The organism is Halomonas almeriensis (assembly GCF_030409235.1).
Classification (GTDB): domain Bacteria; phylum Pseudomonadota; class Gammaproteobacteria; order Pseudomonadales; family Halomonadaceae; genus Halomonas; species Halomonas almeriensis.
This window is the reverse complement of record NZ_JAUFPO010000006.1, coordinates 357,636-379,591: the sequence shown is the minus strand read 5'-3', so window position 1 is coordinate 379,591 and position 21,956 is coordinate 357,636. Positions and strand designations below refer to the sequence as shown.

Annotated in this window: 20 protein-coding genes; 13 read left to right on the top strand and 7 right to left on the bottom strand. The window is 65.4% G+C overall.

The window, feature by feature from the left end; all coding sequences use genetic code 11:
* Positions 1 to 210 precede the first annotated feature (210 nt).
* Positions 211 to 1,470, top strand: a complete 1,260-nt coding sequence (locus QWY74_RS05660) for a 6-phosphofructokinase (protein ID WP_264825117.1) — start codon at positions 211 to 213, stop codon at positions 1,468 to 1,470.
* 112 nt (positions 1,471 to 1,582) lie between these two features.
* Here the strand turns inward: QWY74_RS05660 and QWY74_RS05655 are convergent, their stop codons facing one another.
* The gene (locus QWY74_RS05655; protein WP_264825116.1) at positions 1,583 to 3,304 is read right to left on the bottom strand and encodes a bifunctional protein-serine/threonine kinase/phosphatase; all 1,722 of its coding nucleotides are present in this window, start codon (positions 3,302 to 3,304) and stop codon (positions 1,583 to 1,585) included.
* Between the two features lie 218 nt (positions 3,305 to 3,522).
* Here QWY74_RS05655 and ppa point away from each other — a divergent pair, with 218 nt between their 5' ends.
* Positions 3,523 to 4,053: an inorganic diphosphatase gene (gene ppa / locus QWY74_RS05650; protein ID WP_264825115.1), complete on the top strand. Its 531-nt coding sequence runs from the start codon at positions 3,523 to 3,525 to the stop codon at positions 4,051 to 4,053.
* Positions 4,054 to 4,147: 94 nt separating this feature from the next.
* Here the strand turns inward: ppa and QWY74_RS05645 are convergent, their stop codons facing one another.
* Entirely contained in the window at positions 4,148 to 5,200 is a 1,053-nt protein-coding gene (locus QWY74_RS05645; RefSeq protein WP_290313968.1) for a DUF2333 family protein, read from the bottom strand.
* Positions 5,201 to 5,459: 259 nt separating this feature from the next.
* Between QWY74_RS05645 and dsbD the strand changes: the two genes are divergently transcribed.
* From dsbD to purH, 7 genes are all read left to right on the top strand, one after another.
* Positions 5,460 to 7,349: a protein-disulfide reductase DsbD gene (dsbD, locus tag QWY74_RS05640; protein WP_290313967.1), complete on the top strand. Its 1,890-nt coding sequence runs from the start codon at positions 5,460 to 5,462 to the stop codon at positions 7,347 to 7,349.
* 172 nt (positions 7,350 to 7,521) lie between these two features.
* Positions 7,522 to 7,989, top strand: a complete 468-nt coding sequence (gene accB, locus QWY74_RS05635) for an acetyl-CoA carboxylase biotin carboxyl carrier protein (RefSeq protein ID WP_264825112.1) — start codon at positions 7,522 to 7,524, stop codon at positions 7,987 to 7,989.
* A gap of 28 nt (positions 7,990 to 8,017) precedes the next feature.
* Entirely contained in the window at positions 8,018 to 9,358 is a 1,341-nt protein-coding gene (gene accC, locus QWY74_RS05630) for an acetyl-CoA carboxylase biotin carboxylase subunit (protein WP_264825111.1), read from the top strand.
* Between the two features lie 82 nt (positions 9,359 to 9,440).
* Complete coding sequence (prmA, locus tag QWY74_RS05625; protein WP_264825110.1) at positions 9,441 to 10,370, top strand: 50S ribosomal protein L11 methyltransferase; 930 nt, start codon at positions 9,441 to 9,443, stop codon at positions 10,368 to 10,370.
* A gap of 50 nt (positions 10,371 to 10,420) precedes the next feature.
* The gene (dusB, locus tag QWY74_RS05620) at positions 10,421 to 11,479 is read left to right on the top strand and encodes a tRNA dihydrouridine synthase DusB (RefSeq protein ID WP_264825109.1); all 1,059 of its coding nucleotides are present in this window, start codon (positions 10,421 to 10,423) and stop codon (positions 11,477 to 11,479) included.
* Positions 11,476 to 11,805: a DNA-binding transcriptional regulator Fis gene (fis, locus tag QWY74_RS05615; RefSeq protein ID WP_494337329.1), complete on the top strand. Its 330-nt coding sequence runs from the start codon at positions 11,476 to 11,478 to the stop codon at positions 11,803 to 11,805. Before dusB ends, fis begins: the two co-directional genes overlap by 4 nt.
* Before the next feature lie 66 nt (positions 11,806 to 11,871).
* Positions 11,872 to 13,452 carry a bifunctional phosphoribosylaminoimidazolecarboxamide formyltransferase/IMP cyclohydrolase gene (gene purH / locus QWY74_RS05610; protein ID WP_264825108.1) on the top strand — a complete coding sequence of 527 codons (1,581 nt, stop codon included), beginning with the start codon at positions 11,872 to 11,874 and terminating at the stop codon, positions 13,450 to 13,452.
* 139 nt (positions 13,453 to 13,591) lie between these two features.
* On the opposite strand, the gene QWY74_RS05605 is transcribed toward purH, so the two are convergent.
* The 5 genes from QWY74_RS05605 to QWY74_RS05585 all read right to left on the bottom strand — a co-directional run bounded on the left by QWY74_RS05605 (position 13,592) and on the right by QWY74_RS05585 (position 18,086).
* Positions 13,592 to 15,064 (bottom strand): NAD-dependent succinate-semialdehyde dehydrogenase, encoded by a 1,473-nt coding sequence (locus QWY74_RS05605; RefSeq protein WP_290313966.1) that lies wholly within the window; start codon positions 15,062 to 15,064, stop codon positions 13,592 to 13,594.
* A gap of 100 nt (positions 15,065 to 15,164) precedes the next feature.
* Complete coding sequence (gene folX / locus QWY74_RS05600; RefSeq protein WP_264825106.1) at positions 15,165 to 15,575, bottom strand: dihydroneopterin triphosphate 2'-epimerase; 411 nt, start codon at positions 15,573 to 15,575, stop codon at positions 15,165 to 15,167.
* Positions 15,576 to 15,588: 13 nt separating this feature from the next.
* Positions 15,589 to 16,146, bottom strand: a complete 558-nt coding sequence (gene folE / locus QWY74_RS05595; RefSeq protein ID WP_264825105.1) for a GTP cyclohydrolase I FolE — start codon at positions 16,144 to 16,146, stop codon at positions 15,589 to 15,591.
* A gap of 184 nt (positions 16,147 to 16,330) precedes the next feature.
* Positions 16,331 to 17,308, bottom strand: a complete 978-nt coding sequence (locus QWY74_RS05590; protein WP_264825104.1) for a serine/threonine protein kinase — start codon at positions 17,306 to 17,308, stop codon at positions 16,331 to 16,333.
* A gap of 73 nt (positions 17,309 to 17,381) precedes the next feature.
* Positions 17,382 to 18,086: a ComFC family protein gene (locus QWY74_RS05585; RefSeq protein WP_264825103.1), complete on the bottom strand. Its 705-nt coding sequence runs from the start codon at positions 18,084 to 18,086 to the stop codon at positions 17,382 to 17,384.
* 70 nt (positions 18,087 to 18,156) lie between these two features.
* Between QWY74_RS05585 and bioB the strand changes: the two genes are divergently transcribed.
* Genes bioB through QWY74_RS05565 form a run of 4 tightly spaced genes read left to right on the top strand, consistent with a single transcriptional unit; the run spans position 18,157 to position 21,955 of the window.
* On the top strand, positions 18,157 to 19,254 hold the full coding sequence (bioB, locus tag QWY74_RS05580) for a biotin synthase BioB (protein WP_264825102.1): 1,098 nt from the start codon (positions 18,157 to 18,159) through the stop codon (positions 19,252 to 19,254).
* Between the two features lie 6 nt (positions 19,255 to 19,260).
* The gene (gene bioF / locus QWY74_RS05575) at positions 19,261 to 20,418 is read left to right on the top strand and encodes an 8-amino-7-oxononanoate synthase (protein WP_264825101.1); all 1,158 of its coding nucleotides are present in this window, start codon (positions 19,261 to 19,263) and stop codon (positions 20,416 to 20,418) included.
* Positions 20,415 to 21,149 (top strand): alpha/beta fold hydrolase, encoded by a 735-nt coding sequence (locus QWY74_RS05570; protein WP_290313965.1) that lies wholly within the window; start codon positions 20,415 to 20,417, stop codon positions 21,147 to 21,149. Before bioF ends, QWY74_RS05570 begins: the two co-directional genes overlap by 4 nt.
* A complete protein-coding gene (locus QWY74_RS05565) occupies positions 21,146 to 21,955 on the top strand; it encodes a malonyl-ACP O-methyltransferase (RefSeq protein WP_264825099.1) in 810 nt (269 codons plus the stop codon). Before QWY74_RS05570 ends, QWY74_RS05565 begins: the two co-directional genes overlap by 4 nt.
* Position 21,956 lies beyond the last annotated feature (1 nt).

Sequence of the window (21,956 nt, the reverse complement as noted above, 5' to 3'; positions counted from 1 at the left end):
GAAGGTGCCAGTCGCGGGCAAAGCGGAAGATTAGCATGGCACCCGCGCCCTCTGCAGCCGTCGGGGGCTGCCACGAGCCCGCCCACAGGATGCAGCGAAGGTGGCGATAGGCTAGAATCCACGCCTGCCCAACCTAGCCGGGGCATCGCCAGCCGACGGCCGGATCGTCAGCGGCTCGCCCTATGATGCGACCAGCAACAGGATAGCTCCATGGCTCAGCACAATGCCTTTTATGCCCAGTCCGGCGGCGTCACTGCCGTGATCAATGCCAGCGCCTGCGGGGTCATCGAGGCATGCCGCAAGCACAGCGACCAGATCGGCAAGGTCTATGCCGGCCACAATGGCATCATCGGCGCTCTGACCGAGGACCTGATCGACGTCAGCCAGGAAAGCGACGAGGCGATCGCCGCGCTGCGCCACACCCCTGCCGGCGCCTTCGGCTCCTGCCGCTACAAGCTCAAGGACATCGAGACGCATCGCGCGCAATACGAGCGCCTCATCGAGGTCTTCAAGGCGCATGACATCCGTTATTTCTTCTACAACGGCGGCGGTGACAGTGCTGACACCTGCCTCAAGGTGTCCCAGCTCTCCGAGAAGATGGGCTATCCGCTGACCGCCATCCATGTGCCCAAGACGGTCGACAACGACCTGCCCATCACCGACAACTCCCCGGGGTTTGGCAGTGTCGCCAAGTACATCGCCACCTCGACCCTGGAAGCCTCGCTGGATATCGCCTCGATGAGCGCCACCTCGACCAAGGTGTTCGTGCTGGAAGTCATGGGCCGCCACGCCGGCTGGATTGCCGCGGCCGGTGGCCTGGCCGGCCAGGGCGAGGGAGATCCGCCGCATCTGGTCATCTTCCCCGAGGTTCACTTCGATCGCGAAGCCGTGATGGCCCGGGTTCAGGAATCGGTGCAGGAATATGGCTACTGCGTGATCGTGGTCTCGGAAGGCGCCCGCTATGAAGACGGCACCTTCCTCGCCGACTCGGGCAATACCGATGCCTTTGGCCATCGCCAGCTCGGCGGCGTGGCCCCGACCCTGGCCGGCATGATCAAGCAGGACCTGGGCTACAAGTATCACTGGGCGGTGGCCGACTACCTGCAGCGCGCCGCCCGCCACCTGGCCTCACGCACCGATGTGGAACAGGCCTACGCCGTCGGCGAGAAGGCCGTCGAACTGGCCCTGGACGGCCAGAACGCCCAGATGCCGGCCATCAAGCGTACCAGTGAAGATCCCTATGCCTGGAGCGTGGAACCGGCACCGCTGGCCGAGGTGGCCAATCAGGAAAAGTTCATGCCTCGCCACTTCATTCGCGAGGATGGCTTCGGCATTACCGAGGAATGCCGCCGCTATCTCTCGCCGTTGATTCAGGGGGAAGACTTCCCGCCCTTCGACAACGGCCTGCCCAGAGTCGCCAGACTGGCCAAGCACCGAGTCGAACGCAAGCTGCCGGAGTTCAAGATCTAGCGACAACCCCGAGGCGCGAGTTGCGAGAAACGAGCGGCGAGCAGTCAGCTCGTAGCTCGTAGCTCGTAGCTCGTAGCTCGTAGCTCGTAGCTCGTAGCTCGTAGCTCGTAGCTCAGCGTAACAACCACGACACCACCAGCAGCACCAGCAACAGGCCCGCCACGCCTTGCCAGAAACGGGTCCGGGCGCCGCTGGACTGAGGGCCGGACGGGTCACTCGACGCCTCGCCAGGTGTACGCAGGGCGTGAAGCCACTCTGACAGGCGCCGGTAGCGCAGGGCTCGTTGCGGGGCCAGGGCCCGCTTCAGGGCTTCATCCAGCGCCGGCGAGACCTCCGAATTGAACTTGCGTGCACTTCGATAGGCCATCTTCTCCAGGTCGGTGTGGCGCAGCAGGTCCCGAGTGGCCACACCGTACGGGAGCTCGCCGGTCAACAGCCAGTACACCGTCGATGCCATGGAGTACTGGTCGCTGCGACGCCCCACCTCGTCGTCCAGGGCATACTCCGGGGCACTGTGTTCGGTCAGTCCGACCTGACGCACCAGGTTGCGGGAGCGGCGATGGCCGTCCAGATCGCGCATGTGACAGGCACTGAAATCGGCCAGCACCACCTGGCCATGGCGGTCGATCAGGACGTTGTCGGGATGTACCTGCTGATGCAGGAGATCGCGGTGATGCAGCGCCTGCAGCGCCTTGCCGAGCTGAATGGCGATATCCAGCCGCTGGGCCAGGCTGGCCCGGGGATGACGCCGTGCCCACTCGGTCAAGGTCTCACCCTCGACATGCGCCATCAGGTAGTAGAGATAACGCCGCGGTCGTGAAGGCTGCATGACCCGCACGATAAAGGGCGAATGCACCCGTTCGACCACCCACTGCTGCAACAGAAAGTGCTCGAGGTAGGCGTTGCGGGTGGAAAGCTCGGGGCTGGGCGCTTTCAACACCATGTCGCGCTCGCTGCGCAGATCCTGTACCCGATAGACCCGCGACTGGGCCGTTCGTGACAGTATCTCGAGCACTTCCATGCCATCCAGGCGCTCACCGACCGCCAGCTCCGGTGGAATGGGCAGATCACCGTAGACCTTGTCGGGGCTGTCGACCTCTTCCGCCGGCAGTTCATCGATGCGCACCAACTGGAAGCAGAAGGAATCGCCGCCATAACCCCGCTCCTGGGCCCGTTGCTGCGCTGTCTGCGCCAGACGCTCGCAGGCCGCATCCAGATCACTCGCGTCCTGGCGAATCAGCCCCACGTAATCGGAGGGCATCAGCGTGCCCTGCACCGCCCGGGTGGTGAACAGAAAGATATCCCCCTGCTTGAGCGGCAGGGGCACATAATCAATGTCGATGCTGGCGTCCATGCCCAGTGCGCGGGACGGATAACGATAACCGCCAAGATCGGTCACGTGGTCACGGGAAAGCTGCTCGAATTCGGCACCACGCAGTCGGAAGACCAGGGTGTCGCCCAGATGAAAGAGGTGCGCTTCCTGGCCGCGATAGATCATGGCCGACAGCGAGCTGACATAACTGCCATTGCTCAGCTGCTGGCTCAAGCCGTAACACCAGGCGTTCAGTGCGCTGAGCACGCGATTGGCGGAGGTCTTGACGTCCCAGTGATCGGGCGTCGAATAATAGTCGGCGAGAAAGCCCCGGACACTGATATCACCGGCCTGACGAGCCAGGCTGTTGCGCATGGTGGCATCACTGATCAGGGCACAGGCCCCCTTGCTGGCCCATTGCGCCGCCTCGGGCGTCTGAACCGACATCGAGCTGCGATGCCGCCCCTTATCCGGCACCACGAAGGCTTGACCATAACTCAGTGACAGTGTTGCGGGTGCCAAGACATTCTCCTCGGGTCGTGATTCACCGACGTCAGCGGATCGACAGGGCGCCATCATACACGTCGCCCTGCAGCCTGGCTTGCGCCCCCTTCAACCAATCCCCTGACCGGTGTCAACATCTGAGGCCAATGGGGGATTGGTAATCCCCCGGGCAGCTTCGTATAATTCGGCCACTTCCGGGCAACCGCCCCATGACATACGCCAAGAAGGACGAACTCATGAACTTCGATAACATCCCCGCCGGCAAGGATCTGCCCAACGACGTCTATGTGGCAATCGAGATTCCCGCCAACCATTCTCCGGTCAAGTACGAGATCGACAAGGACATGAGCGCCCTGATGGTCGACCGCTTCATGGCGACGCCGATGTTCTACCCGGCCAACTACGGTTTCATCCCGCACACCCTGGCCGATGATGGCGACCCGCTCGACGCCCTGGTGGTCACCCCCTACCCGGTCGCTCCCGGCAGCATCATTCGCGCCCGTCCGGTGGGCGTCCTCAACATGACCGATGAAGCCGGCGAGGATGCCAAGCTGGTCTGTGTGCCGCACGCCAAGCTCTCCAGCCTCTACGATGACATTCATGAAGTGACCGACCTGCCGGAACTGCTGCGCCAGCAGATTGCGCACTTCTTCGAGAACTACAAGGATCTCGAGAAAGGCAAGTGGGTCAAGGTCGAGTCCTGGGAAGGCGCGGAAGCCGCCCGCAAGGCCATCGAGAAGTCCGTGGACGCCTACCGGAAGGCCTGAGGCTGAAGAACAGACCGACGCCAACGCTCGGGGGCCGTCTTAAGACGGCCCCCGAGCGTTTGTGGCACGGCAGGAAAAACGGGGGGAAATGCGCTCAATCCGCCTGCTCGGCCTTTGGTGATGCATCGGTAGCGGCTGTCCCGGCAGCGTCGCTCGCCGTGGCGGCTTTCCCGGCCGCATTCCGATCAGCCGCGAGCCCGTCGGCCAGCTCGCGCACCAGGTCGCGCGCCTTTAACACATGGCTCGCCATGACCAGCGAGTGGTTGGCAAAGATGCCGAACCCGGAGCCATTGAGAACCAGAGGACTCCACAAACGCCGCTGGCTGCGCTCCAGCTCGGCCATCAGGGCCTCCCAGGTGCGGGAGAGTCCCGCTTCCTCGATGGCAGCCTGGTGGTCCTGACGCAAGGCGGTCAACAGATGGCGTAGTGCCCAGGCCTGCCCCCGAGCCTCGAAGAAGATGTTGTCGACCCGATACCAGGAGGTCGCTTCGGGCAGGGACGACACAGCGATGCCCAGCTCGGCAAGACGCTTGCGATCCCCCACGCTGGCGGACAGCCGCACTCCGGTATTGTCCAGATCCTCGGCAACCTGACCCAACCAGGTCGCCAGTCCACCGGACGCCGACGTCGCCTGCGGGCCAGCCTGTTCCAGCGCCTCGATCGCCTGGCGCAGGTGATGCTCGGTAGACGGATAGAGCCAGTTCCGGCCGTTACCCCGCAGACTCACGGCCGCCGATGTCAGGCCTTCGGATGAGCCTTCCAGCAGGGAGGGCAGCGCCTCGACCAGGCCCCGGGTCTGACGCAACACCCCGAGTTCCCATGCCGGCATGTTATCCAGCCAGACGCCGGGGGGCGCGATGTCATTGCCCAGATAGCCTCCCGGCTTGTCGAGCAGGGTCTGAAGGGTAGCGACCACCCGGTCGACCGTCTTGCCACCATCCTGACCGGCGCCAGCCTGTGACGCTGGCGTTTCTTGCGCCAGGGGGTGAGCTGGCGTGCGACTCCACCATACGCCCAGCGCCAGGGTGACAATCAGATAAAGCACCAGCAGGACCAGCAGCGGCTTCCAGGTCCAGCCGTATTGAGGGCGTTCTAGTACCTCGTCCCGACGGCGGCGCGCCGCTTTGTTTGTTCCGGTCAATCCCATATGCCTGTTCCCTGTCAAAAGGTGAAGAGCCGGCGGTCGTGTCACGCCGGCACCCGACTACGTTATCCTGATGTCGCATCCAGGCCAACGCCATTGAGCATAGCGGCCCCGAGACGGAACCCCAAGCCGTGCGGCGAGTCTCACCCGCATGCCGCTCGGCCGCAGCCCTGCCCGGGAGCGGAATCCAGGGTCACCTGCTCATGGCGCTGCCGGCCCATCACCACTCGTTTGGAACCCCCAAGGAATGACAGGAACCTTCGTGAAGCCTCTGCGTCTACTCGGCCTGCTCTGGCTGCTGTTACTAACCTCGCCGGTGACGGCGGACTGGTTCTCCTCCAGCGACTCATCAAACTTTCTGCCCGTCGAGGAAGCCTTCCAGCCCGCTGCCTGGCATGACGGCGAGACACTCCGGATCGGTTTCGAGAGTGCCGAAGGCTATTACCTGTACCGCCATCGCTTCACGGTCGGCTCGGCGACCGACGGCATCAACCTCGGCGAGCCGGCCCTGCCGCCCGGCGAAGCCAGAACCGATGAATTCCTCGGCGAGGTGCAGGTGTTCCACGACCGTATGATGTTCGCGGTACCGCTCAGACAGGGACATGAAGGCCCTCTCGATATCGCCCTGACCTACCAGGGTTGCGCCGAGGCCGGCCTGTGCTACCCGCCCGAAACCATCACGCTCGAAGCGCCACAGGGTCAGGCCCCGGCAGCCTTTGCCGGGATGAGCGCCACATCGTCAACCAGCGCTTCGCCCGACTCCGCCGACGCCGCCGAAGAGACGGCCGCGCCGGACAGCAGCACCCTGCGCAGCGAGGATGGACGCTTCAGCGCCCTCATGCGCGACGCCAGCCTGCCGCTGGTCCTGGGGCTCTTTTTCCTGGCCGGCCTGGGCCTGACCTTCACCCCCTGTGTGCTGCCGATGGTGCCCATCCTCTCGGCCATCATCGTCGGCCAGAACCCCGGCCGGCCACGAGCCCTGGCGCTGTCCGCCAGCTATGTCGCCGGCATGGCCAGTACCTACGCCCTGGTCGGCGTGCTCATGGGACTCTTTGGGGCCGGCCTGAACCTGCAGGCGCGGCTGCAATCACCCCCGGTGCTGATCGGCTTTGCGATTCTCTTTGTGCTGTTCGCCCTGGCCATGTTCGGCACCTTCGATCTGCGCCTGTCATCCGGTCTGACTCAACGCCTCGACGCCTGGCAGGACAGGGCGCGGCGCAGCGGGCCGGCCGGGCTGGCGCTGGCCGGTGCCCTCTCGGTACTGGTGGTCTCGCCCTGTGTCTCGGCACCGCTGGCCGGCGCCCTGGTGTTCATTTCCTCCACCGGTGATGCCCTGATGGGGGGCGCCGCCCTTCTGGCTCTGGCGCTGGGCATGGGCGTTCCGCTATTGCTGGTCGGCACCTTCGGGGTCACCCTGCTGCCGCGGTCCGGCGGCTGGATGAACGGCGTCAAGCATGGCTTCGGCATCCTGCTGCTGGGCGTGGCGATCTGGCTGATCGAGCGACTGCTGGCCGGCCCCCTGGTGCTGATGCTGTGGGCGGCTCTGGCATGCGGCACCGCGCTGACGCTGGGCGCTCTGTCTCCCGGGCTTCCCCAGGGCTGGCCGCGCGTACGACAGGCCGCCGGTATTCTGCTTCTGGTCTGGGCGGTGGTACTGGTCATCGGCGCGTCCCGCGGCAGCGATGACCCACTGCAGCCCCTGGCCCCCACCCAGACTCAGCGGGGAGGACCCGAGGCCGGAGCCCGCCCACATCAGTCTGTCACCGAAGTCAAGAGCCTCGACGAGCTGCGTGACGCCCTGGCGGCCGGGGAGGCACCGGCCATGGTCAACGTCACCGCCGAATGGTGCATCTCCTGCCAGGTCATGAAACGCGAGGTATTTACCGATCACCGGGTGCAGCGCGCGCTGGCGCCCTTTCGACGCATCGATGTGGATGTCACCGAGAGCAATCCGGCCAGTCGCCGTCTGCTCGATCATTTCGACCTCTTCGGCCCCCCGAGCCTGCTATTCTTCGACGATGGAGAGGAAATCCGCGCCGCCCGCATCCAGGGGCAGGCCAGCAGCGAACAACTGGCCCGCCAGCTCGACGACGTCATGACCCGGCTGACTCAGCCCTCCGCCACCGCGACGGCGTTTCATGGCGAAAAGTGAACGCTGTTCGTCGCTGGCTGGACAACCACGGCGATTTTCGGCAAACTCCGCCCACATTGGCCCTGAAGGCCTCCGGCAGCGGCAAAGCACGCAAACATGCTGCGATCTATACAAAACTGGCCCGGGTTGACAGCGCCGGGCAGCCCCAGAACCCACTGATCGAGACAACGTCATGGATATCCGCAAGGTCAAGAAGCTGATCGAGCTACTGGAAGAGTCGAACATCAGCGAGATCGAGATCCAGGAAGGCGAGGAGTCGGTTCGTATCACCCGCCACCCCAACGGCACGGAACAGCCCCAGGCAGCCGCTCCTGCCTGGCCGGCTCCCGCCCCGGCGGCTCCGGCCGCGCCCGCTACGGCACCGGCCGCCGAGGTCGAGAGCGCCGACGATGGCCCCACCTATCAGGGACAGCCCATCGTGTCGCCCATGGTCGGCACCTTCTACCGTGCGCCTGCTCCCGGCGCCCAGGTCTTCGTTGAAGTTGGCCAGAGCGTCAAGAAAGGCGAGACCGTGTGCATTGTCGAAGCCATGAAGATGATGAACCAGATCGAAGCCGACCGCGACGGCGTCGTCGAAGCGATCCTGGTCGAGGACGGCGAACCAGTCGAGTTCGAACAACCGATGGTCGTCATTTCCTGATCTCCTCACAACACTGGCGGATTCCATCATGCTGGACAAGGTTCTCATCGCCAATCGCGGCGAGATCGCCCTGCGCATCCTGCGCGCCTGCAAGGAGCTGGGCATTCGAACGGTTGCCGTGCACTCCAAGGCAGACCGCGAACTGATGCACGTAAGACTGGCCGACGAGGCGGTGTGTATCGGCCCGGCCTCCTCGGCCCAGTCCTACCTGAACATTCCGGCGTTGATCAGTGCGGCCGAAGTCACCGACACCAGCGCGATCCACCCCGGCTATGGCTTCCTTTCGGAGAATGCCGACTTTGCTGAGCAGGTCGAGCGCTCCGGCTTCACCTTCATCGGCCCGTCTGCCGAGACCATTCGCCTGATGGGCGACAAGGTCAGCGCCATTAGTGCCATGAAAGAGGCCGGTGTGCCCACCGTCCCCGGTTCGAATGGCCCGCTGGGCGATGACGAGGAAGCCACGCTGGCCACCGCGCGGCGCATCGGGTACCCGGTCATGATCAAGGCGGCCGCCGGCGGCGGTGGGCGAGGCATGCGGGTCGTGCACACCGAGGGCCACCTGCTCTCGGCGGTGAACGTGACGCGCACCGAGGCCCACTCGTCCTTCGGCGACGGCACCGTCTACATGGAGAAGTACCTCGAAAACCCGCGCCACGTCGAGGTTCAGGTGCTGGCCGATGGTCAGGGCAACGCCATTCACCTGTATGACCGCGACTGCTCCCTGCAGCGCCGTCACCAGAAGGTCCTCGAAGAGGCGCCGGCCCCCGGCCTGGACCAGGCGGCTCGCGAGCAGGTCTTCAAGGCCTGCCGGGATGCCTGCATCGAGATCGGTTACCGCGGCGCCGGGACCTTCGAGTTCCTGTACGAGAACGGGGAGTTCTTCTTCATCGAAATGAACACCCGAGTTCAGGTCGAACACCCGGTCACCGAAATGGTCACCGGCGTCGACATCGTCCGCGAACAGCTGCGCATCGCCTCCGGCCTGCCGCTGTCGGTCAGCCAGGAAGATATTGAGCTCTCCGGACACGCCTTCGAATGCCGCATCAATGCCGAGGATTCGCGCACCTTCATGCCCTCCCCCGGTCGGGTGAGCCTATATCATCCACCGGGTGGCCTGGGCGTGCGCATGGACTCACATGTCTATACCGGCTACTCGGTGCCGCCCCATTACGACTCGCTGGTCGGCAAGCTGATCACCTGGGGCGACGACCGTGAAACCGCTCTGACGCGCATGCGCATCGCCCTGGACGAGCTGCTGGTCGAAGGTATCAAGACCAACATCGACCTGCACAAGGACCTGGTACGGGACGGGTATTTCCAGCAGGGTGGCGTCAACATCCACTATCTGGAGAAAAAGCTCGACCTCTGACCGCGGTCGCTGCTGCAACACCCGTGACGGGGCGGCTTCGGCCGCCCCGTTGTCTTCGCCCCTACACCGCTGTGGAGTCCCCATGCCCTGGCTGCAACTCAAGGCCCACGTCGCACCGGAACACGCCGAACTCCTGGAAGATTTGCTGCTCGACGAAGGCGCCACCGCCATCACCCTGCAGGATGCCCAGGACGAGCCGCTCTTCGAGCCGGAACGCGGCACCACCCCGCTATGGAATGAGACCGTGCTGAGCGGCCTGTACGACGACCTCGAGGGCCTGCCCGCCATGCTCGAGCGACTGGCCGCGGCCTGGGCAGAGGCCATGCCGGGGGAGGCCTGCCCGGAGATCGAGCATGAGCTACTCGCGGATCGCGACTGGGAACGCGAATGGATGGCCGATTTCGAGCCCCTGCAGATGGGTCAGCGCCTTTGGATCGTGCCAAGCTGGCACCAGGCACCGGACCCCGAGGCGGTCAACCTCCAGCTCGATCCGGGCCTGGCATTCGGCACCGGCACCCACCCGACCACGGCGCTCTGTCTGGCCTGGCTGGATGCCCTGGCCGTGGAAGGTGAACTGGCCGACCGTGATCTCCTTGACGTCGGTTGTGGCTCCGGCATCCTGACCGTGGCAGGGCTCAAGCTCGGCGCCCGGCATGCCACCGGCACGGACATCGACCCCCAGGCTCTCACCGCCAGCCGCGACAACGGTGAGCGCAACGGTATCGAGGCGCACGACCTGCGGCTCGCCTATCCCGAGGACCTGGAGCCCTCAGCGAGCTTTCCCATCGTCGTCGCCAACATCCTGGCCGGCCCGCTCATCGAGCTGGCCGACGAGATCGCGCAGCGGGTGGCACCGGGCGGTCGACTGGCACTGTCCGGCATCCTCGAAACACAGGCCGAGGACGTGCTCGCGGCCTACCGGGAGCGAGGCCTGATCATGGACGAACCCGAGGTTCGGGAAGGCTGGGTGCGGCTCACCGGACAACGATTGTCTCGATCTTCTTCACCCTGACGGGCTGGGGGCGTATGATGTAGCCCCCTTGTCGCCTCGGTTCGCGCGTAATGTCCGATTCCAGCCCGCTGCCCCGTATTGGCCCACACCAGCTGCCCAATCGGGTGATTCTGGCCCCCATGGCCGGCGTCACCGATCGGCCGTTTCGTGCGCTCAGTCGTCGCCTGGGAGCCGGTCTGGTCGTCGGCGAGATGGTGACCTCGGACGCCAGTCTGTGGCATACCCGAAAATCCCGGCTACGCATGGACCACAGCGGCGAACCCGGGCCGCGCTCGGTGCAGATTGCCGGCGGCGATGCCGCCATGCTGGCCGAGGCGGCACGCCTCAACGCCGACATGGGCGCCGAGGTCATCGACATCAACATGGGCTGTCCGGCCAAGAAGGTCTGCAACAAGGCCGCCGGCTCCGCCCTGCTGCGCGACGAGGCGCTGGTGGCCGAGATTCTCGAGGCCGTGGTCGAGGCGGTGAACATCCCGGTCACCCTGAAGATCCGCACCGGCTGGTGCGCCGAGAGCAACAATGGTGTGCGGGTGGCGCGCCTTGCCGAAGCGGCCGGCATTCAGGCGCTGGCCGTTCATGGCCGGCACCGCCAGCAGCGCTACGGCGGCCAGGCAGAATACGACACCATTGCCGACATCAAGGCCAGTGTGCGTCTGCCGGTATTTGCCAACGGGGATATCGACTCCCCCGAGAAGGCTCGGCAGGTTCTCGACTATACTGGAGCAGATGCGGTAATGATCGGTCGCGGCGCCCAGGGCAACCCCTGGATCTTCCGCGAGATCGACCACTACCTTTGCCATGGCGAACACCGGGCACCACCGGATGATACCGAGCGCAGCCGCGTACTGAGCAGCCACCTAGCCGCGCTGCACGACTTCTATGGTGAGTACATGGGCGTGCGTATAGCCCGCAAGCACATCGGCTGGTACCTGTCGGCTGATCAACGCTTCGACGACGCCACGCGCAAACGCCTGCGTGCCACTTTCAACGGCCTGGACAATGCCAATGACCAGTGCCGGTACATCGATGAACTGTTTTGTCATGCTCCCGCCGAGCCAGTATCAGGCAGTCGCGGAGGTGTGACATCGGATGGAACCTGTGCCGCATGACCAGCAGCCAAGCCTTTACCCCGTCTACCGTGCTACCCGAGACCGCCGCCCGGGATGCCCAGCCCTCTGGTGACGACAGCATGACCACACCGGGCGATGACATTCTCCTGCGTGATGCAGTAGATGCCGCCATGCGCCGCTACTTCGACCACCTGGATGGCGGTGAAGTGACCGACCTGCATGCCATGGTGATCGCCGAAGTCGAGGCCCCCCTGCTGGCATCCGTGCTCGATCACGCCCAGGGCAATCAAACTCGCGCCGCCGACATCCTGGGACTCAACCGCGGCACCCTGCGCAAGAAACTTAAGCACTATGGACTGATTTAATGACGAGGGCGCTACAGTGCCCTCGTTCGTGTTTCCCCGTCTCCTTGCCCGCAAACGAGTATTTCCATGGCCCAACCCAGTTCATCTGCCACCGCGATTCGTCGCGCCCTGATCAGCGTCTCCGACAAGACCGGCATCGTCGACTTTGCCCGCGACCTGAGCAAACGTGGTGTCGAGTTGCTCTCGACCGGTGGCACCTTTCGGCTGCTCCGCGACAACGACATCGAGGTAACCGAAGTCTCTGAGCATACCGGCTTCCCCGAGATTATGGACGGCCGGGTCAAGACGCTGCATCCGAAGATTCATGGTGGCATCCTGGGTCGCCGTGGCCAGGATGATGCCGTCATGGTCGAGCACGACATCGACGCCATCGACATGGTCGTGGTCAACCTCTACCCCTTCGCCGCCACGGTGGCCCAGCCGGACTGCCGCCTGGAAGATGCCATCGAGAACATCGACATCGGCGGTCCGACCATGGTCAGGGCCTGCGCCAAGAATCACGCTCATACGTCCATTGTGGTAAACGCCGAGGATTATCCGCGGGTTATTCAGGAAATGGATCAGGGCGGCATTCAAGAGGCCACGCGCTTCGACCTGGCCGTCAAGGCTTTCGAACACACCGCCGGCTATGACGGGGCCATCGCCAACTATCTGGGCGCCCGCGCGCCGGGCGGCGAAGCCGGTTTCCCGCGAACCTACAACCTGCAGTTCGACAAGCAGCAGTCCATGCGTTACGGGGAAAATCCCCATCAGTCCGCGGCCTTTTATGTGGACCCGGCCAGCAAGGAGCCCGGGGTCGGCACTGCTCGCATGCTTCAGGGCAAGCCGCTGTCATTCAACAACGTGGCCGACACCGATGCCGCCTTCGAGTGCGTCAGGGGCTTCAACGAGACCGCCTGCGTGATCGTCAAGCACGCCAACCCCTGTGGCGTGGCTGTCGGCGAAAGCGCCCTGGCCGCCTACGACAAGGCCTTCGCCACCGACCCGACCAGTGCCTTCGGTGGTATCATCGCCTTCAATGTAGCGCTGGATGCCGAGACCGCCCGCGCCATTGTCGAGCGCCAGTTTGTCGAGGTGATCATCGCTCCCGGGGTCAGCCAGGAGGCCATGGAGATCGTCGCCGGGAAGAAGAATGTGCGTCTACTCGATGTGGCTGACCACTGGCCCGGCCAGCGTGAACAGACCCATGACCTCAAGCGTGTCACCGGCGGCCTGCTGGTGCAGGACCGCGATCTCGGCCAGGTCGAGCGCGACGCGCTGCAGGTCGTCTCCAGCCGCCAACCCTCGGAGCAGGAGATCCGCGACCTGAGCTTCGCCTGGAAGGTCGGCAAGTTCGTCAAGTCCAACGCCATCGTCTACGCCAAGGGTGGCCAGACCATCGGCGTCGGCGCCGGCCAGATGAGCCGCGTCTACTCCGCTCGCATCGCCGGCATCAAGGCCGCCGACGAGGGCCTCTCGGTGCCCGGCTCGGTGATGGCAAGCGACGCCTTCTTTCCCTTCCGCGATGGCATCGACGCCGCCGCCGCCGCTGGCATCACCGCCGTCATCCAGCCCGGCGGCTCGATGCGCGACCAGGAAGTCATCGACGCCGCCAATGAAGCCGGCATCGCCATGGTGTTTACCGGGATGCGGCACTTCAGGCACTGAAGCCTGGCCAGAAACGAGTGGCTAAGCGCCAGTGACGAGAAACGAGTAGCGAGAAACGAGCGGCGAAATGCGAGCGCACCAGCTCACAGCTCGTCACTCGTAGCTCGCAGCTCCCGGCATTACCGGGAGCTGACTCGCGTCAGTCCCCTAGATCCATACACAGGTACTTGGTCTCGAGGAACTCCTCGATACCCTGGTGGCCGCCCTCGCGACCGAGACCCGAGGCCTTGACGCCGCCGAAGGGCGCGGCCGCGTTGGAGATCAGCCCGGTGTTGATGCCAACCATGCCGTATTCCAGCGCATCGGCGACGCGCCACACGCGGCCCAGATCGCGGGAGTAGAAGTAAGACGCCAAGCCGAATTCGGTATCATTGGCCATCTGCACGGCGTCTTCTTCATCATCGAACGGAAAGACCGCGGCCAGCGGCCCGAAAGTCTCTTCGCCGGCCACCTTCATGCTGTCGTTGGCCTCGGTGATCAGGGTCGGCGTGAAGAAGTTGCCCCCCAGCGGGTGCGGGTGGCCGCCCAGCAGCAGTTCGGCACCGTGCTCGACCGCATCCTGAACATGTTCGGTGACCTTCTTCACGGCCTGGTCGTCGATCAGTGGGCCGATGTTGACACCATCCCGGGTGCCGTCGCCAACCTTGAGCTCACTGCTCATCGCCACCGCCAGCTTCTCGCAGAAGGCATTGACGACACTCGACTGCACCAGGAAGCGGTTGGTGCACACACAGGTCTGGCCGGCATTGCGGAACTTGGCCGCCATGGCCCCTTCCACGGCAGCATCCAGGTCAGCGTCCTCGAAGACGATAAAGGGAGCATTGCCACCCAGTTCGAGAGAGACCTTCTGCACATGTTGCGACGCCTGCGCCATCAACTCACGCCCCACCTTCGTGGAACCGGTGAAGGTGATCTTGCGCACCATGGGCGATTCGGTGAGCGCCGCCGCGATCTCCGCGGCGCTGCCAGGCACGACATTAAACACGCCCCGGGGGATGCCGGCGCGCTCGGCGAGCAGGGCCAAGGCGGTGGCCGAGAAAGGCGTCTGGCTGGCGGGCTTAACCACAAAGGTGCAGCCCGCCGCCAGTGCGCTTCCCGCCTTGCGGGTGATCATGGCGGCCGGGAAGTTCCAGGGCGTGATGGCCCCCACCACACCCACCGGCTGCTTGGTCACCACGATACGCTGATTGGTGGATGCCGCCGGCACCGTCTCGCCATAGACGCGCCGCGCCTCACCGGCGAACCAGCGCAGGAAGCTGGCGGCGTAGGCAATCTCCCCGGCGGCTTCCTTCAGCGGCTTGCCCTGCTCGTGGGTCATGATGGTCGCCAGATCGTCCTGGTGCTCCAGCATGAGATCATGCCACTTCATCAGGGCATCGGCTCGCTCCAGGGCCGTCAGGGCCTTCCAGGCGGGCAGCGCCGCCTCGGCCGCCTCGATCGCGCGCTGCGTCTCGGCACGCCCCAGCCGCGGCACATCCCCCACCATCTCGCCGGAGGCAGGATTGACCACCTTGATCTGCTCGCCACTGTCAGCCGCAACCCAGCTGCCATCGATATAGGCGAAGGGGCAATAAAGCTGAGTTTCCTTCAGACTGTCTTTCAGGGGATCCATGGTCGGCTCCTGGGATCAATGCACTTCGATTGGAATAGGCCCTATGCTAAGCGCATGGAGGCATGGAAGCCAACACCAGGGCCTCGCTGCTCAAGAGGCATCATTCTGAGGAGCGCGCAGCGCGCGAATCCGAGAGGGTGATCGACACCGAGTCGGCAAACCTCAGGGCATGCGGTTTGTCGACCTCCACCTGGCTGGTCAGCACCTGATCGAAGCTCATGATCAGGTCCAGCACTTCCCGGGTCAGACGCTCCAGCAGCTCGAAGCGGTTGTCTTCCACATGGGAAATGACCTGCTTGGTAATGGTGCGATAGTTGAGCGCCTGCTCGATGTGATTGAAGGCCACGGCGTTATCGGCCCGGTAGCGAATCACCGCATTGATCACCACGTCCTGGCGATTACGGATTTCATCCTCCTTGATACCGATGAAGGTGCGCAGGCGCAGGTTCTTGATGCGGATGGTCGCCAGATCGTGATCCAGGTGCTGGTCATCCAGGCCGAGCATTGCCATCTTGTGTCACCTCCTAGCGGGACTGCACCAGTGTCAGGAATTCCTGGCGGGTACTCTGGGATTCGCGGAAAGCGCCAAGCATCACCGAGGACGTCATGCTCGAGTTCTGCTTCTCCACACCACGCATCATCATGCACAGATGATGCGCCTCGACGACCACGGCCACGCCCCGGGCATCGGTCACCTGCTGGACCGCCTCGGCGATCTGGCGCGTCAGATTTTCCTGAATCTGCATGCGTCGGGCATACATGTCGACGATACGCGCAAACTTGGAGAGCCCCAGCACTTTGCCGCGGGGCAGATAGGCGATATGGCACTTGCCGGTAAACGGCAACAGGTGATGCTCGCACATCGAGTAAAGCTCGATATCCTTGATCAGTACCATCTCGTCGGTATCCGACTCAAAAACGGCGCCGTTGACGATCTCTTCCAGCGACTGGCAGTAGCCGCGATTGAGGAACTGCATGGCCTTGGCGGCACGCCTTGGCGTATCGCGCAGGCCTTCGCGGTCAGGATCCTCTCCGAGCTCCTGAATGATATGGCGGTAATGGTCGGCGAGTTGTTCGGTCATGCAAAGGCCCCGTGCAGCGTTATTATCGTGGTGCTGCATCATGCCGGCACCACGCCTTGCCGTGAAAGCGACACCCCGCGGTCGAGTCCGCGGGGCAGGCGGATGATTCTAGCGCATGGCGCGGGTCAACGCAGTCCCGGCCTGACATATCGGCCCACCCGAGCTCCCGAGCGCCATGACGGGCTCACGGCATGGGGGGGTCCAGCCAGCGCCGCTGCTGCTCGAGCTGACGAATGTGCTGATCCCAGTACCGTGACTCGGCCAGCCAGGGAAACGCCATGGGAAAGGCCGGATCCGCCCAGCGGGCCACCAGCCAGGCGCTGTGACGAATCAGCCGCAGGGCCCTCAGCGGCTCGATGAGCGCCAGTTCGCGGCGATCGAACTCGCGATGCTGCTCATAGCCCTCGATCACCTCGGAGAGCTGCATCTGCCATTCGTCCGACTGCTGACCACTCAGCAGCATCCAGATGTCCTGAACCGCCGGGGCCATCAGGCAGTCATCGAAATCCACCAGGCCAAAGGTGTCGTCGCGGCCGAGCATGTTGCCCAGATGGCAGTCGCCATGCACGCGGATATTCGCCTGTGGCGCCCAGCCCCGGTCGGCCAGAGCCCGCTGCAGCTCATCGGTGACCTGGCGGTAGGCCTGACGCTGACGACGCTCGAGCCAAGGGCTGGCCAGCACCGCCTCGCAGGCTTCGCTCAACATCTCGTCAAGATCCAGGCGCCGACGATGGCTGAATCCTTGCTGCTCGCCCACGGCGTGCATGGCGCCGATGACCTCGCCCAGAGCGAAGAGATGCGCCGGATTATCGAGCTCCGGCGCCTGACCGGATATCTGCGGATACAGAGCAAAGCGAAAGCCCTCGGCGTCATGCAGGCTGACGCCCCCATCGTCGCGCCAGGGCGCCGCCACGGCAACGTCGGCGGCGGCCAGCTCATCGAGAAAGTCATGCTCCTCCTGGATCTGCTCATTGCTCCAGCGCCCGGGGCGATAGAACTTGGCAATCCAGCGCCGACGTTCATCGTCATGCAGCATGAAGACGCGATTCTCGTAACTGTTCAGGGCGAACGGCTCACCGGGCAGCCAGAACCCAAGCGACTCGACTGCCGCCACCACGCGCGAGGGGTCAAGACGGGCAAAGGGATGCAGCGAGTCTGTCATGCGGGGCTCCTGATGGCGGAATCTCAGACTGCATGCTATCAGAGTGCTACCCGCGACGCTGAGCGCTGACCCGTCACGCAGAGGGCGTGCGCGCCATCGCCCAGACCTCCACCCGCCGCGCCCCGGCCTGCTGACAGGCGCGAGCCAGGGCATCCAGAGTCGCGCCGGTGGTCATTACATCGTCCAGCAGCGCCACATGCGCGGGCAGCTCTCCCTCGACATGAAACGCCGCCCGCAGGTTGCGACGCCGCTGCCGCCGATCGAGCCCGCGTTGACTGGGCGTATCGCGCAGGCGACGAGCCTTGTAAAGCGGCATGTCGCGGCGCGCCGCCAGGCGACGGGCCAGCCACTGCGCTTGATCGAACCCCCGCTGGCGGGCACGGCGATCATGTAACGGCACGGCCACCAGTCCCTGGGGAGAAGGCGTTGTCTCCAGCGCACCATCAAGCAGCGCTAGCAGGACACTGCCGGCGCGCGGCGAGGCCTGAAACTTGAAACGCTGGATCAGTGCCGCCGCAGCGCCCTCGTAGCGGAGCGGCACTCGAGCGGCCGCGAAGGCCGGCTGCCGGCGCAGGCAGTGGCCGCAAAGCCGCCCGCGGCCCTGCCCCGATTGAGGCTCGGCGCACTGCGGGCAGGCCGGCAGGTTCCAGGGCAGCTCCAGGTGGCAGGCCCGACACCAGGGCGCCGTCCCCGGCGTAGCCCCCAGGCAGAAGGCACAGCGCCCCGGCAATGCGCGACGCAGCCAGTCGTCAACCCGAACGTCATGAATGGTTGACATGAACGGCCGACCGCTTACCCTGTTCGTCAACCGAGATATATCCTTAATGTTGACCATCAGCGAGCCCTCCATGCCAGCCAAGAGCCAAGACAGTACGACGGTTGATCTGAACCTAGACCCCCGACCCGAAGTACGCCACGACTGGCGCCTGGAGGAGATCGAGGCGCTGTTCGAGCTGCCCTTCAACGACCTGATGTTCCGCGCCCAGCAGGTACACCGCGCGCATTTCGACCCCAATGCGGTCCAGGTTTCGACCCTGTTGTCGATCAAGACCGGCGCCTGCCCGGAAGACTGCAAGTACTGCCCGCAGTCGGGCCACTACAACACCGGCCTGGGCAAGGAAAAGCTGCTGGAAATCGACAAGGTGGTGGAGCAGGCTAAGGCGGCCAAGGAGGCCGGGGCGAGTCGTTTCTGCATGGGCGCGGCCTGGCGCAGCCCGCGGGAGCGCGACCTGCGAGTGGTCATGGAGATGGTCGGCCGGGTCAAGGCCCTGGGACTCGAGACCTGCATGACGCTCGGCATGGTCGACAGCGACCAGGCCAGCCGACTGGCCGAGGCCGGACTGGATTACTACAACCATAACCTCGATACCTCGCCGGAATACTATGGCGAGGTCATCACCACCCGCTCCTATGCCGACCGCCTGGATACCCTCGCCAATGTCCGCGAGGCCGGCATGAAGGTCTGCTCGGGCGGCATCCTGGGGATGGGCGAAGCGCCCCGCGACCGCGCCGCCCTGCTCCAGCAGCTGGTGCGTCTGCAGCCGCATCCGGAATCGGTGCCCATCAACATGCTGGTCAAGGTGCCCGGCACCCCTATGGAAAACGTCGAGGACCTGGACCCGCTCGAGTTCATTCGCGCCATCGCCGTGGCCCGCATCCTGATGCCGCAGAGCCATGTGCGCCTGTCGGCCGGCCGCGAGCAGATGGACGAATCGACCCAGGCCATGGCCTTTCTCGCCGGCGCCAACTCGATCTTCTACGGCGACACCCTGCTGACCACCGGCAACCCGCAAATCGAGCGGGACCGCGCCCTGTTCGACAAGCTCGGCCTGCACCCCGAGCAGCGCGCTACCCAGGCCGACGAGGCCGATACCGAGACCGCCCTGGCGCATGCCATTCAGCGCCAGCAGGATGACGCCCTCTTCTACGACGCCGCCCAGGCCTGATCCCGAATGTCGCGAGCACACCTCTGGGCCGAGCGACTGTCGCAAGCCGCCGCACAGCGGCGCGCCGCGGACGGCTGGCGCCAGCGGGTCAGCCTCGGCCCTGCGGCCACGTTGACCGATTTCGCCGGCAACGACTACCTCGGCCTGGCCGCCGACCCGCGCCTCGCAGAGGCCCAGGCCGCCGGCGCGAAACGCCTCGGCGCCGGTGCCAGGGCCTCGCATCTGGTCTCCGGGCACCTGGACGTTCACCAGCGACTCGAAGAGCGTCTGGCCGAGCTGACCGGCCGACCTCGCGCCCTGCTGTTCTCCACCGGCTACATGGCCAATCTGGGTGTGCTGCAGGCTTTGTGCGATCGCCACACCCGCGTCTTTCAGGACCGCTTGAACCATGCCTCGCTGCTCGACGGCGCGCAGCTGGCCGAGGCGCCCTCGCGCCGCTTTCACCATCGTGACCTCGCGGATCTGGAGCGCCTGCTCGAACGTGCTCCCCGGGAGGCGCCGGCGCTGGTGATCAGCGATGGCGTGTTCAGCATGGATGGCGATACGGCCGATATCGCCGGCCTGGCAAGTACCTGTCAGCGTCAGGGCGCCTGGCTGATGGTCGATGATGCCCATGGACTGGGCGTGCTCGGCGACGCCGGCGACGGCTGCGTGGGCCGCGCCCACGACCACCACCAGGTGCCGGTCCTTGTGGGCACCCTGGGCAAGGCCTTGGGCAGCGCCGGCGCCTTCGTGGCGGGCGATGCTGCCTTGATCGACCACCTGATCCAGTTTGCCCGCCCTTACATCTACACCACGGCTCAGCCGCCCGGCGTGGCAGCGGCCACCCTGGCGGCCCTGGACATCCTCGAAGCCGAGCCCGAACGACGCCGGCAGCTGCATGCCAATATCGCCCGCTTTCGCCACGAAGCCGTACGCCTCGGCCTGCCGTTGAGCGAATCGAACACGCCGATCCAGCCCGTAGTACTGGGCGACAGCAGCCGCGTGCTGCGCTGGACCGAACGTCTGGCGCAGGCCGGACTGCGTGTCGGCGCCATCCGCGCGCCCACCGTGGCTCGCGACCAGGCTCGCCTGCGCATCACCCTGAGCGCCGCCCATGATGCCTCGGCGCTCGATGCCCTGCTCGAGGCACTGGACGACTGTCGCCGCGAGGAGGCCGCATGACACGCCTGGTTCTGCTCAGCGGCTGGGGCTGCGACGCCCGTATATGGCAGCCGCTCGCCCCCTGCTGGCCCACCGACCTCGAGGTCACAACGCCGGACTGGCCCGGCTATGCCGGTCGCCCGCCTCTCGCCGATCCTGCCTCGCTGGGCGAGCTGGCCACTGCCATGGCCGCCGACCTGCCCGCCGACGCCGTCTGGGTGGGCTGGTCGCTCGGCGGCTTGCTGGCCGGCGCCCTGCTCGACCACCTGCCAAGTCCGCGCGCCCTGGTACTGCTCGGCATCGGCGAGCGCTTCGTTCACCCGGAAGGAGTCAGCGCACAAGCCCTGGCCGATTTCCGGCATGCCTTCGAGCGCTCCCCGGATACCGCCCGGGAACACTTTCTGCGTTGGCAGCTGGGCGGCGAACCCGAGCCTCGCCGCGCGCGCCGCGAGCTGCATCAGCTGCTCGGCACCCCTGCCCCAGCCTCCATCGCCACCCTCGATGCCGGTCTCGGCCAGCTCGCGCGGCTCGACAACCGACACCGCCTGAACGCCGCCTCCTGTCCGGTGCACCGCCTCGCGGGCGCCCGCGACCCCTTACTCGCCGGTGAGGTGCGGGCCAGCGCCTACCAGCGGATCGCGGACGCCGGACACTGCACGATGCTCAGTGACCCGCAGCAACTGGCAACATCGCTGGCGGCCATCGCCAACACACATCGGCCTGACCGTGAACGCCCGGAGCCAACAGCATGACCATTGCCGCGCTGGCCACCGAGCCCACCTCTCAGGCCGATGCCGCCGACTGGCGCGCCCGCGTCGCCCGGGCCTTTTCGCGTGCCGCGCCTCACTACGTCAACCTCGCCAGCGCCCAGCAGATGATGAGCGAGCGCCTGCTGGCCCATCTCCCCGACACAGCGGAGCGCCTGCTGGACCTGGGCTGTGGCCCCGGCGAGCTGACCGCGCTCCTAGCCTGTCATTACGGCGACAAGTGCCGTGTCGAGGGCCTCGACCTGGCGCCGGGCATGCTCGACGAAGCGCGCCGCCGCCATCCGCAGCCGATCCGCTGGATCTGCGGCGACGCCGGCATGCTGCCCCACATCGACGCCAGCCTGGACCTGGTCATCTCCAACCTGGCGATCCAGTGGTGCCCGGACCTCGATCGCGTCCTGGGCGAGATTCACCGAGCGCTGAAGCCCGGCGGACGCGCCCTGCTCAACACTCTGGCGCCCGGCACCCTGCACGAAGTGAGTCAGGCCTGGTCACAACCCGGGCGTCCCGCCGCCCTGCTGGACTTCCGCGATGCCGCCCGGCACCAGACTGCCGCCCGACGCGCCGGTTTCCGCCATGTCGCCCTGGAAGAGCGCGAGGAGCGCTTCCACTACCCGGATCTGACCGCCGTGATGGCCTCCATCAAGGGCGTCGGTGCCCAGGTGGCGCGGCCAGGAAAACGACTGACGCGAACCGACCTCGCCCGCGCACGGCGTCACTACGAGACGCTGCGCGAACCAGCCGGCCTGCCTGTCACCTACCACCTGCTGACCCTGATCCTGGAGCGCTGAG

What these genes read in the sequence shown, in the direction of transcription:
- prmA (WP_264825110.1), top strand. Translation starts at nt 9,441, where the DNA reads ATGCCCTGGCTGCAACTCAAGGCCCACGTCGCACCGGAACACGCCGAA.
- QWY74_RS05660 (WP_264825117.1), top strand. Translation starts at nt 211, where the DNA reads ATGGCTCAGCACAATGCCTTTTATGCCCAGTCCGGCGGCGTCACTGCC.
- QWY74_RS05570 (WP_290313965.1), top strand. Translation starts at nt 20,415, where the DNA reads ATGACACGCCTGGTTCTGCTCAGCGGCTGGGGCTGCGACGCCCGTATA.
- purH (WP_264825108.1), top strand. Translation starts at nt 11,872, where the DNA reads ATGGCCCAACCCAGTTCATCTGCCACCGCGATTCGTCGCGCCCTGATC.
- QWY74_RS05585 (WP_264825103.1), bottom strand. Translation starts at nt 18,086, where the DNA reads ATGTCAACCATTCATGACGTTCGGGTTGACGACTGGCTGCGTCGCGCA.
- accC (WP_264825111.1), top strand. Translation starts at nt 8,018, where the DNA reads ATGCTGGACAAGGTTCTCATCGCCAATCGCGGCGAGATCGCCCTGCGC.
- folE (WP_264825105.1), bottom strand. Translation starts at nt 16,146, where the DNA reads ATGACCGAACAACTCGCCGACCATTACCGCCATATCATTCAGGAGCTC.
- accB (WP_264825112.1), top strand. Translation starts at nt 7,522, where the DNA reads ATGGATATCCGCAAGGTCAAGAAGCTGATCGAGCTACTGGAAGAGTCG.
- QWY74_RS05645 (WP_290313968.1), bottom strand. Translation starts at nt 5,200, where the DNA reads ATGGGATTGACCGGAACAAACAAAGCGGCGCGCCGCCGTCGGGACGAG.
- bioB (WP_264825102.1), top strand. Translation starts at nt 18,157, where the DNA reads ATGCCAGCCAAGAGCCAAGACAGTACGACGGTTGATCTGAACCTAGAC.
- QWY74_RS05605 (WP_290313966.1), bottom strand. Translation starts at nt 15,064, where the DNA reads ATGGATCCCCTGAAAGACAGTCTGAAGGAAACTCAGCTTTATTGCCCC.
- bioF (WP_264825101.1), top strand. Translation starts at nt 19,261, where the DNA reads ATGTCGCGAGCACACCTCTGGGCCGAGCGACTGTCGCAAGCCGCCGCA.
- ppa (WP_264825115.1), top strand. Translation starts at nt 3,523, where the DNA reads ATGAACTTCGATAACATCCCCGCCGGCAAGGATCTGCCCAACGACGTC.
- folX (WP_264825106.1), bottom strand. Translation starts at nt 15,575, where the DNA reads ATGGCAATGCTCGGCCTGGATGACCAGCACCTGGATCACGATCTGGCG.
- dusB (WP_264825109.1), top strand. Translation starts at nt 10,421, where the DNA reads ATGTCCGATTCCAGCCCGCTGCCCCGTATTGGCCCACACCAGCTGCCC.
- fis (WP_494337329.1), top strand. Translation starts at nt 11,476, where the DNA reads ATGACCAGCAGCCAAGCCTTTACCCCGTCTACCGTGCTACCCGAGACC.
- QWY74_RS05590 (WP_264825104.1), bottom strand. Translation starts at nt 17,308, where the DNA reads ATGACAGACTCGCTGCATCCCTTTGCCCGTCTTGACCCCTCGCGCGTG.
- QWY74_RS05565 (WP_264825099.1), top strand. Translation starts at nt 21,146, where the DNA reads ATGACCATTGCCGCGCTGGCCACCGAGCCCACCTCTCAGGCCGATGCC.